At 31.9% G+C, this 7,808-nt stretch carries 10 protein-coding genes and 1 pseudogene; 2 read left to right on the top strand and 9 right to left on the bottom strand.

The features are described from left to right. Window positions 1-3: 3 nt before the first annotated feature. The 8 genes from HMPREF2663_RS09670 to HMPREF2663_RS09635 form a co-directional block, all read right to left on the bottom strand. Window positions 4-1,857: a hypothetical protein gene (locus HMPREF2663_RS09670; protein WP_070846344.1), complete on the bottom strand. Its 1,854-nt coding sequence runs from the start codon at window positions 1,855-1,857 to the stop codon at window positions 4-6. A gap of 238 nt (window positions 1,858-2,095) precedes the next feature. Continuing rightward, entirely contained in the window at window positions 2,096-2,572 is a 477-nt protein-coding gene (locus HMPREF2663_RS09665) for a DUF536 domain-containing protein (RefSeq protein WP_002504398.1), read from the bottom strand. Window positions 2,573-2,608: 36 nt separating this feature from the next. Further along, window positions 2,609-3,175, bottom strand: a complete 567-nt coding sequence (locus tag HMPREF2663_RS09660; RefSeq protein WP_070846342.1) for a DUF334 domain-containing protein — start codon at window positions 3,173-3,175, stop codon at window positions 2,609-2,611. Then, entirely contained in the window at window positions 3,159-4,328 is a 1,170-nt protein-coding gene (locus HMPREF2663_RS09655) for a relaxase/mobilization nuclease domain-containing protein (protein WP_070846340.1), read from the bottom strand. The genes HMPREF2663_RS09660 and HMPREF2663_RS09655 overlap by 17 nt, the downstream gene beginning before the upstream one ends. Then, on the bottom strand, window positions 4,292-4,732 hold the full coding sequence (gene mobC, locus HMPREF2663_RS09650) for a plasmid mobilization relaxosome protein MobC (RefSeq protein WP_002504401.1): 441 nt from the start codon (window positions 4,730-4,732) through the stop codon (window positions 4,292-4,294). Before mobC ends, HMPREF2663_RS09655 begins: the two co-directional genes overlap by 37 nt. A gap of 343 nt (window positions 4,733-5,075) precedes the next feature. Continuing rightward, window positions 5,076-5,471: a hypothetical protein gene (locus HMPREF2663_RS09645; protein ID WP_002504402.1), complete on the bottom strand. Its 396-nt coding sequence runs from the start codon at window positions 5,469-5,471 to the stop codon at window positions 5,076-5,078. Beyond that, a complete protein-coding gene (locus HMPREF2663_RS09640; protein WP_002504403.1) occupies window positions 5,464-5,748 on the bottom strand; it encodes a hypothetical protein in 285 nt (94 codons plus the stop codon). Before HMPREF2663_RS09640 ends, HMPREF2663_RS09645 begins: the two co-directional genes overlap by 8 nt. Before the next feature lie 3 nt (window positions 5,749-5,751). Beyond that, window positions 5,752-6,369 (bottom strand): recombinase family protein, encoded by a 618-nt coding sequence (locus tag HMPREF2663_RS09635; protein ID WP_002504404.1) that lies wholly within the window; start codon window positions 6,367-6,369, stop codon window positions 5,752-5,754. Window positions 6,370-6,795: 426 nt separating this feature from the next. Between HMPREF2663_RS09635 and HMPREF2663_RS09630 the strand changes: the two genes are divergently transcribed. Further along, on the top strand, window positions 6,796-7,314 hold the full coding sequence (locus HMPREF2663_RS09630) for a hypothetical protein (RefSeq protein ID WP_031866329.1): 519 nt from the start codon (window positions 6,796-6,798) through the stop codon (window positions 7,312-7,314). An 18-nt stretch (window positions 7,315-7,332) separates the two neighbouring features. Beyond that, the gene (locus tag HMPREF2663_RS13100) at window positions 7,333-7,575 is read left to right on the top strand and encodes a hypothetical protein (RefSeq protein WP_083320003.1); all 243 of its coding nucleotides are present in this window, start codon (window positions 7,333-7,335) and stop codon (window positions 7,573-7,575) included. On the opposite strand, the pseudogene HMPREF2663_RS13095 reads toward HMPREF2663_RS13100, so the two are convergent. Continuing rightward, a pseudogene (locus HMPREF2663_RS13095) lies at window positions 7,559-7,808 on the bottom strand (IS5/IS1182 family transposase); the annotation flags it as partial. The gene HMPREF2663_RS13100 and the pseudogene HMPREF2663_RS13095 sit on opposite strands and share 17 nt — an antisense overlap.

The following is a 7,808-nucleotide window of genomic DNA, read 5'->3' as shown; positions in this document are numbered from 1 at the left end:
ATACTATAAATTCAACTTTGCAACAGAACCACCTTTGCCGTGTATTTCTTTATCTTTAACACGCTGTTTCATCATATCTTCTATTGTTTCAGATAAATAACGTGTTTTACTCATCACAGGCATGATAAAACCATTTTCACTAGCTACTGTAATTTCAGCACCTTGTAATAAAGAACAGTAAATATCGGGCGTAGATGCGTATGTAGAGCCCTCTAAACAAAATACAGGTGATTCACCATCTTTCACAGAAGAACGAACAGCCAATGACGGAAATTCAACATCTTCAGGAAATTTAAAATGTACGTACCCAAAACCTTGATTTGTAGGATCTTTAATATCAGATAACGTAAATTTATGACCTTTAGCAAATCTATAAGGTTTTTGCGTATAATCAACATCATTCATAGATAGAAACGAAATCATATAAGCTTGTTTAATATCAATATCATACGTAGTATTTCTATGAACACCATGTGTATAACACTCATTTCTACCACCGTAATAACATTTAGCAGCTATATCAGCATATTCATGCTTATATTTATTAAATGCTGAAAAATCTTCATCAACAAAACCACGAATGTAGTAATCATATACAAATTTAACAGGTGTAAAAGTTTCTTCAAGATCTAAAAGATGAGAACACTCTTTTTCTAAATTTGATAATTCCACATCACTTAAATCATTAATAATGCTTTTACGTACTTTTTTACGAACAACACCACCACTGGCTTGAGATACAGTTAAAGCATCTCCAAACTTCTTATAAAACTCGCAGTACCATAACAGACTGATACGAGCATCTAATAAAGCGTAATCAATAAAGAAATTTCTATGATCACGATATAATACATCCATATTCATTTTATAATAATTACTTTTTTTGTTATTTAACTGATCTAATTTTTCAGTAGACATTTTAGGAACACCCATACTAGAACCCAATTCAGCTAAAGGTGTCTTAGGGCTAGATAAAGCCATAGTGTCACGTAGATTTATATTTAATTTATTTTTCACTTTAGATCTGAAAGCATAACCATTAATTCGTAAGGGACTTGTATTAAAAAGTATTTGTTTACTTTGTAAAATCACTTTTGATTTACTATTTTTATTCTTATCAAAAATAGTGCTCCAATCACGGAAACAACTTAAATCAACACCAAAAAAATGACCTACTAATGTAACATCACAATCTCTACGATATACAGCTTTTATACCAACATAACGCATCATATAATAAAATAAATTATCAAATCGTAAACGTTGTTTTTTAGGATCAACACCAAAATCAAAATCGGGTACAAAACAAAACTCATAAAATTCATCGCCATATACAAAACTAAATTGATAACTTAATACAAATCTATTTTTTAATATGTGTTCATCATTTGTAGATGCCCATTGGGTACCTTCCAAAACACCACTTTTAACACTTCTATAACCTTGGAACCATTCGCAATCAAAACCCATTGTTACACTTAAACCATTTTTTTTGGCAAAAATATCAAGTTTGTTATCATCACCAATATCAAATTCACCAATGACTTTTGGATACTCGCCAAAAAGCTCGCCCCAAAAGTTCCCCGGTCTGCACCCCTCCCATAAGGGGCGCTTTTGGGGATAGCTTGTAAGCCTTGCGCCCGTTGGGGTTTGGCTGTTTGATTTTGAGGGACTTTTTAAAAAGTCCCTCAAAATAATTGTACTTTTTTCAGATATTTTTTGATGGAATAATGATATAAAAACAGGTTCTTTATATATTTTTGTTGATCTCTTTTTTATATATACTGTTATATTTTGTTTTTCAGTTTTTGATCTATATGCGTTTATTCTTTCTTTTAATGTTTGTTCTAATTGCATAAAAATAAGCACACCTTTCTAAATTTTTTAGAGGTGTGCTACCAACAAGGACTTGTATTCAAAATTAATTGTGCGTTTGTGATACGTATGATATACTGTATTCATCAAATATATTTGAATAGGTTTTTTCAAATCGGCAAATTTGAAAAATAGATCTGGTTTGGTGTCTTGTTGGTAGCAAGTCACCTTTATTTATGTATTATAGCACTTTTGCGTATTAAACGCATCAGTGCTATTTTTATTTTCCAAAGAAACGACTGAAAAAGCCTTTTTCTTGAGTTTTAACATGTTTGTTATGTGTTTCTTCTGGTTCTACCTTCACATCTGTACTATGGTGTGTGGTCTGTGGCTCTGATGGTTGGCTGTGGTCTTTTGGTTGATTGAGTTGCTCCATTGTTCGCAAGTTCAATTGCTGTTGTTGATCAATGAGTTTTGTATAGTTATTAATCTGTTTATCTTTTTCAGCGATAACCGACTTTAAATAATCAATTTGCTGTTGCATTTGTTCTACAACATCAGTCGCACTCTCTGACTTTGGTTGTTTCTTATAAACTTTTTTATTTTTCTGTACTTTAGCTGTAATGATCTTCTCTAGTTCTTCATCTATATAACTCACATTACCGTCTTTTGTAAATTCTTTATCTTCGGGCTTATTTCTGTGAATTGTGATCGGTGTTACATCAAGTTTTTCTGCTAATTGCTTTACTGTCAACATTTTAGATAACCTCCGTTAAATCATGTGTTAACATGATTATAACATGTATCTACGTGTTAAATACCCTAATAATATAACTATTCCAGTCCATATTGCTACAGGTATGAAATAAGTTATAAACCATAATACTGTTATAAAGCCGTGACTAGCTTTCATCTTTGCCGTTATAGCCTCATACAGATGTGAAACGCCTAAAAATTCAAACGCTCCATTTGTCAACGATGTAACTAAAAGTATTAAACATGCTAATACAAAGAAAGCTACCATACCTATGACTGCAATTTGTTTATAACGTGTTATATCATTTTTTAACTTGTTAAATGTATCTTCTATCTTTTTCGTGCTTTCTTTCACTGTTGCTGATTCTTTTTTGAACGTGTCAGCAACTTCCGGTGCCACTTCATTAACTACTTTATCAGACATTTGTTTTGATAAATAATCACTGTTTTCAATATCTATCTTATGTTTGATTTTTACGTTTGCATCATTTAACCACTTTTCATGTTGTTTATATAGTATATTCTGATATTTTTTAATATCTGTTAGTAATTCTCTATCTTCTTTAGTTAAATTATAACTATCTTTCTTAGTCTCCGTGTTCAAAGCCTCGAGTTTTTGCTCTACTCTTTCTATTGTTTGTTGTTGATTTTCCGTTGCTTTTCTCTGGTTTTCCAACGATTCTTGGTGGTTCTTCATTAGTTCGTTGCTTGTTTTTAATGCGTTCAGAATTTCTTTCATGGTGTTGTCTTGCTGCGATTTGTCGTTGTATTTGTTGCTGTTGCTCAAGTTGGATTGAGTTGAGGTCTTGTTCGTATTCATTTGGTCTGTTAATCTCGACATCTTTGTCAGCCTCCTTATTATTTATACTTTTTATAATTTCTTTTTCCATGAAATCTTCGCCTAACGTCTTGTCACGTGAAGATCGTTTATTAGCTTTTAAAGATTGGTCTAAATAATCATACTCATAGATGCCATACTTTCTTTTTCGTTCAGCACCTGTTTTGTATGTGATTTCATAATCATTCTTTAATACTTCTTTAAACGTATCAATGTTGGTTACTCTTTCATCATTAATCGTGCTTTCTATAGCAATTTTTGCATATTCTGTGTTGGGTAATTCTTTGCTTTGTAATGCCTCTTGTAACGCTTGTTCTTCCGTCATTCCTTTTTGCATTTTTTCCTCTATTACACGATTGCTTGCAAAGATACTACCTTTATTAACTTTGTCTTTTGGTGTGTAATCTCTTTGACGTTTCTCAGCATCTAATGGTGTATATCCTAACTCAATCATTGCTTTGTCTGTATGTTCAGCGGCATAGTAATAACTTCGTTCGTTCCAGTTCAACGTTCTACCGTCCAAATCACTGATATTAACTATTGAATGAACGTGAACTTTCTGACCTTTACCATCTGCCTGCACATACATAGCTACTTGATTATTTGGGTATGCTTGTTCATTCGATAACCTCGAAACTTCCAAAGCTCGTTCTGGTGCCGTTGGATCTTCAATATTAAACTGGTTATCGTCAAAGCTTTGTATCACATGCAACGCTTGTATTTCGTTTTTATCTTTACCATATAACCTTTGAACTTCTCTCATCTGAAAATATGCATCGGTTGTTGTGCAATAAATACCATCACTGGCTAATACTCTTTCACCGTTTACATATTCATTGTTATTGTGAACTTCTTCATCTCTAGCGTATGATATTAGACCTCTCATATCTCGGGTTGAATGTACTTTGGTTGTCGCCATACCTGCTCAATCACCTCCATATTTCTATCTGCTAAATGCTCTATTTGCTTACGCATTAGTTTTAATTCTTCAATGTCTATATATTCATTTCTGTTCACACTTCTAGCAAGCTGATTGATGTTATTACCTATCATATTTAACTCTTTTTTCTCTTGCTCAAATAACCGCATCAATTCTATTTGCGTTCTTCTAAATTCGTTTAATTCTTCAACATCTTGAACTCGTCCACTTGAAAGAATGGACTGTTCATTGAATAATGTATCTCGAACGATTTTACTTACACTTAATCCAGTCACACTTTGTAACTGTTTAAGTTTATCGTTCTCAATCTCATTTAATTTAAATGTGTGATTAAACTTACGCGGTAACTTTAATTGTTCATTTTTATCTCGCTTTTCACTCATAAAATGTCACTCACATTTCAATTAAATTCATTGTATAAAGCATTAGCTTAACGCTAACACTTTATACAAACGTTATGCGTTGCAAAAATGTGCAACATTGCATAACGTCAAACCCCCGGTTCGTACACAGCTACATTTGGCAATGCACCTGTGATACAAACCGACTGCAAGCAGTAACTTAAGACTACATTTCTTCGAAATTTGTCTTCAGTAGCTTGCGAGGGAAACGCTCCGCTTTCCCTTCGATCCCTTTAGGTCACACTAAGATTTTGCAATCTAAGTGTGTGTAACTATTATCCTGTGTAGGTGAACGGATAATAGTTATAAAACCTAATCAAAATCATCACTGTTGTGTATGATAATTTTGATTGTCAGAACGTACATATGATGTTTCTTGTGAAACATGATTTGTACTAGAAGTGTGCACTTCTTCTGACTTATCAGACTCACTGTGTTTAACAGTTGGTTGTTCGTCTGATTGATTAAAATTCATTAAGAAGTTATAAATCTCTTGTACTTTATTTTTATCAATACCATCTTTCAAAACAAGTTTTGTAATTAAAGCATTCACTTCATTTTCGTAAGATTGTACTTGTGTATCAAGTTTTTTTTGATGGTTACGCAATGTTTGCTGATCTTTCTCAATTTTTGCTTTCTTGTTATCAATTTGTTCACGTAATGCTTTTGTCTTGTTTAAAAAGTCAGTTCTTAATTTTTCGATATCTTCATTGCTATACATAATCGTGATACGCCTCCATTCTGTTTTGTTCAAACTCTTTTAATTCAAATCTTGCTTGTTGCATATCTGCTAAGTCCATCATATCTCCAGATTCTTGATAACTTTCTTCAAAACGTTCAATATCTTTTTCATAGCTTATAACAGTTTCTTTCTCATCGCTATTCAATAAATTATAAAGCACCTTGTTAAATTCTTGTGGTTCATAAATATCTAAAAGACTCTTTCTATAATATTCTTTTTCTTCTTCTGTTAACTCATCACTAAATTCATAATTCATATTTTATTCCTCCTCGAGTTCTTCTGAAATTCTTTGTATAGTACCGTAACCCACATTATATTTAAGACGTATTGAGTTTTTACTATGACCCTCTTTTAAATCATTAACGATCATGTAATACACTTGTCTACCGTGTCTGTCTTTTGAATCTGCACTATACTTCTTCGGTTTACCTTTGAACCTACCTTCTTTCTTTGCAATTTCTATACCGACACTCTGCCGTTCTCTGATGTATGCACGTTCATTCTCTGCAACATAACCAAGTAAACTCAACAACATATCAGTCATCGCTTTATCCATCAGTTCATTACCTGTGTTGATGTTAGGCAAGCCCCCTATTTCAAAAGATAACCCATCATCTTTTAATTGTCGTATTACTTTTTGAACATCATCATATTTACGTGAAATGCGATCCAATTTATAAACAACTAATACATCACCGCCACGTGCTTTTTGCAGTAGCTTTTTAAACCCTTTGCGATCGTATGGGCTGATTGTACCCGAAACACCTTTATCTACGAATATAAGGCTTTCTGATACGCCTTGTTGTTTCAAATATTCAATTTGTGATGATAAGTTTTGCTCTTTTGTTGAGACACGTGCATATCCAATTTTAGCCATTGTTTTAACCCTTTCTTATCTGTTAACTCAAAATGTGAATCTAAATGTTGTCATAGCAACGATGTTTATTTCACAGTTTAAGTATACTTTATTTGTGAATGAATTACAACAATTTACACTTATGAAATAAAAATAAACACTTAGGCATGAAAAAGACGCACAATAAAAGTTGTACGTCACAGACACTTCATATTTTTTTCAAAAACGTTAAAAATTCACTCTGCCAGAAGTAATAAAATGCTTGTAGCAATAACCACTCCCAAAACAATTATGCTACATTTTTTTAATATAATATATGTATTCAATTAACACATAAGAACGGATTTTCATCACTTAGGGAAAAGTCTCAAAATCATATTATAGTAATACTATAATAAATATTGAGAGTGTATTTTTTAAAATTATTAACAAAGGGGACTTGTAAAAATGAAAAAAATTATTACAGCAAGCTTAGTTGGTACTTTATTAGTAACAGGAACTTCTACAGTAGTTAATGCACAAACACAATCACAATCACAACAAGGTAATGTTCAAAAACAAGAAACTATCACAAATGACGTTAAAAATGACAAAAGATATCAAGCACTATCACCACAAGCAAAAGACAGTTTTAAAACATTAGTTGAAGCGAATAATTATAATAATACAGAACAAATGGAACTACTGAATAATACAGCGCAAACAAAAGGTATGGATAAAAATGGTAATACTGAACGTGGTAAAATAGGTATTACTAAAAAGGTTGTTAAACAAGCGTGGAATTCTTTACCAACAAAAGTTAAAAAGAAAATCGGTACACAAAGTAAATTCTATGCAGCTCTTAAAGCAGTCGATCACTTCACAGGTGATGTTGAAGATGAAATTTATAAACAAATGAAAGGCTTAGGTTTAAGCGATAACTACGCATGGATTGCTACAAAAGCAATTACATTAATTATTTTATAGACAGCTGGAGATGATATTTTGCTTCCAAGCACGTTACTATGGATTATAACGGTAGCAACACTTATATATATAATATATAACATTATGTTTTCTAAACCTTTTATTAATGTTTTCGTTGCAATAATAATACAATCTGTATTGTTATTTGCTATTCGTTACTTTTGGCAAGATAAAACATTTGGCGATGCGTTTATACATTCATTCGATATCGTCACTATAGTTATTGTCATCATATTTGGTGTTTTTAAATTATCAAAATAAAGAACACAAAAAGAGTCCGGGACATAAAGTTCTTGGATAAGTGAAAAAAAGACAATTTCTATTGAAATAATATAGAAATTGTCTTTTTTATAAATTTTTTGATTATTTTCAGCTCGTTGAGCTACTACTTTTCTTATATTAAGTGCCATTAATACAAAACCAAGTTCTCTTTTGACTTTATTGAGTCCTCGGACAGACATCCGAGTGAAACCCAAAATAGCCTTCATAAATCC

It is taken from the genome of Staphylococcus sp. HMSC077D08, assembly GCF_001837945.1.
Classification (GTDB): Bacteria; Bacillota; Bacilli; order Staphylococcales; family Staphylococcaceae; genus Staphylococcus; species Staphylococcus epidermidis.
Note: the sequence above shows the minus strand (reverse complement) of the source record. Positions and strands in the feature narration are given on the sequence as shown.

Bases quoted from the DNA above. Each gene is read 5' to 3' on its own strand.
- HMPREF2663_RS09670 (WP_070846344.1), bottom strand. From the start codon at position 1,857: ATGCAATTAGAACAAACATTAAAAGAAAGAATAAACGCATATAGATCA.
- HMPREF2663_RS09665 (WP_002504398.1), bottom strand. From the start codon at position 2,572: ATGTTGACAGTAAAGCAATTAGCAGAAAAACTTGATGTAACACCGATC.
- HMPREF2663_RS09655 (WP_070846340.1), bottom strand. From the start codon at position 4,328: ATGGCGACAACCAAAGTACATTCAACCCGAGATATGAGAGGTCTAATA.
- mobC (WP_002504401.1), bottom strand. From the start codon at position 4,732: ATGAGTGAAAAGCGAGATAAAAATGAACAATTAAAGTTACCGCGTAAG.
- HMPREF2663_RS09645 (WP_002504402.1), bottom strand. From the start codon at position 5,471: ATGTATAGCAATGAAGATATCGAAAAATTAAGAACTGACTTTTTAAAC.
- HMPREF2663_RS09640 (WP_002504403.1), bottom strand. From the start codon at position 5,748: ATGAATTATGAATTTAGTGATGAGTTAACAGAAGAAGAAAAAGAATAT.
- HMPREF2663_RS09635 (WP_002504404.1), bottom strand. From the start codon at position 6,369: ATGGCTAAAATTGGATATGCACGTGTCTCAACAAAAGAGCAAAACTTA.
- HMPREF2663_RS09630 (WP_031866329.1), top strand. From the start codon at position 6,796: ATGAAAAAAATTATTACAGCAAGCTTAGTTGGTACTTTATTAGTAACA.